The sequence below is a fragment of the Bradyrhizobium sp. genome, from assembly GCF_016462955.1.
In the GTDB taxonomy this organism is placed as follows: Bacteria; Pseudomonadota; Alphaproteobacteria; order Rhizobiales; family Xanthobacteraceae; genus Bradyrhizobium.
On record NZ_JAEMSD010000866.1, the window covers coordinates 1 to 1,653 of the forward strand.

A 1,653-nucleotide genomic window follows, 5' to 3' on the forward strand; every position below is an offset into this window, starting at 1 on the left:
CCATCGCGTTATATAATTATAATCCGAACGGTGGCCGCGCGGGCCAGGCAACGCAGAGCCGCCGGAGTTCAAGTTGTGAACGTCGATTACCGCAATGACCGTTATACCGGCTCGTCATACGGCCTCGACAACGTTGGTCGATGCTCGAGGTCGATGCGGCCGCCGCGCACATCAACCCGCACGCGACTCCCAGTCGCGCATCGTCGTGGCGCAGCCGGCGCGCGCGGCCGCAATGTCGCGGGCCCGATCCTGCGTCTCCCAGGTAAAGCCTTCGCCCATCGCGTGGAACTGGCAGAGATCGCCGAAATGGCCGGTGAGGAGGCGCCGCTCGCCGGTGTCCCAGGCGCCCTTGATGAACTGCACGACCGCGCAAGGGAAGCCATGCGCGACGCAGCGAACGATCATGCCGAAGGCGGAGGAGGATTTTCCCTTGCCCGCGCCGGTGTGGACGATGATCAGGCCTTTTTCGCCGCTTTTGGTCGCCATGATCTTGTCGCGGGCGGCCTTCTTCTTCGCCATCTTGGCGGCGTGGCGGGCGTCACTTTCGTCGGCTGTTTGAGTGTCCGGTTCAGGCGTCATCGATCCCGGTCCTTCGGCTTGACAAGTGGCGGCCACCGGCAAATGGTGGCCTGACGTTGGTTCCTGTCCTATGACAGGCGAAGAGGGAATGCGATAGGGTCCGAATCGGCAGGATTTGGCTCCAAAATGCAGCCGCCCCCGCGACCGTGACCGGAGAGATGCCCGAAGCCACTGAGTCCCCAAAGGGAATCGGGAAGGCGGGGATCGAAGGGCGAAAACCCTGCTCCGCAAGCCGGGAGACCTGCCAGCGCGGACGATTTTGAACCGGCGGACGGGGTGTTCCGCGACGGGGAAACGGACCTTCTGCGGAATGGTCCGTGTGCCTCATCGCCTCCCGCTGTTTATGGAAGAGGCGAATGACCGTCACACTTCACGTCTGCATCACCTGCCGCGCCGGCGCGACGCTCGGCGAGGGCGAAACGACGCCCGGCAAGCGCCTGCATGGCGCGATCCTCGAGGCCGGTGTGCCCGACGGCGTCAACGTGGTTCCCGTCGAGTGCCTGTCGGCGTGCAGCCAAGGCTGCTCGGTCGCGCTCAGCGCGCCGGGCCGCTGGTCCTATGTCTATGGCCGCCTGTCGGAGACGAATGCGCGCGATGTGGTCGCGGGCGCTGCGGCTTATGCCGCCGCGCCTGATGGCCTCGTGCCCTGGCGCAGCCGCCCGGAGATCTTCCGCAAGCAGTCGCTTGCCCGCATTCCCCCCATTGCCGTCGTGCCGGAGGCTGCCGAATGAACTCGCTCGCAAAAGTTCCGGTCACGGTCGTCACCGGCTTCCTCGGTTCCGGCAAGACCACGCTGATCCAGCATCTGCTCGCCAATCCCGGTGGCAAGAAGCTCGCGGTGCTCGTCAACGAGTTCGGCAGCGAAGGCGTCGACGGCGAGATCCTCAAATCCTGCGCGGACGCCAACTGCCCGGAGGAGAACATCGTCGAGCTCGCCAATGGCTGCATCTGCTGCACCGTCGCCGACGATTTCATTCCGACCATGGAGAAATTGCTGGCGCGCCCGGTGCGACCCGATCACATCCTGATCGAAACCTCGGGCCTGGCGCTGCCGAAGCCGCTGCTGAAGGCGTT

3 protein-coding genes and 1 riboswitch are annotated in these 1,653 nt (G+C 65.0%); of the genes, 2 read left to right on the plus strand and 1 reads right to left on the minus strand.

Annotated elements, in window-relative coordinates:
- Positions 1-171: 171 nt before the first annotated feature.
- The gene (locus JHD07_RS39340; protein WP_291632010.1) at positions 172-579 is read right to left on the minus strand and encodes a cob(I)yrinic acid a,c-diamide adenosyltransferase; all 408 of its coding nucleotides are present in this window, start codon (positions 577-579) and stop codon (positions 172-174) included.
- A gap of 40 nt (positions 580-619) precedes the next feature.
- Positions 620-843: riboswitch (cobalamin riboswitch) on the plus strand.
- Between the two features lie 92 nt (positions 844-935).
- Between JHD07_RS39340 and JHD07_RS39345 the strand changes: the two genes are divergently transcribed.
- The gene (locus JHD07_RS39345) at positions 936-1,310 is read left to right on the plus strand and encodes a DUF1636 domain-containing protein (RefSeq protein WP_291632012.1); all 375 of its coding nucleotides are present in this window, start codon (positions 936-938) and stop codon (positions 1,308-1,310) included.
- Positions 1,307-1,653: GTP-binding protein (locus JHD07_RS39350; RefSeq protein ID WP_291632014.1), on the plus strand; the 347-nt coding region annotated here is incomplete at its 3' end. The genes JHD07_RS39345 and JHD07_RS39350, both read left to right, overlap by 4 nt.

Excerpts from the sequence above, each read along its gene's own strand:
- JHD07_RS39340 (WP_291632010.1), bottom strand. The coding sequence starts at position 579 with ATGACGCCTGAACCGGACACTCAAACAGCCGACGAAAGTGACGCCCGC.
- JHD07_RS39345 (WP_291632012.1), top strand. The coding sequence starts at position 936 with ATGACCGTCACACTTCACGTCTGCATCACCTGCCGCGCCGGCGCGACG.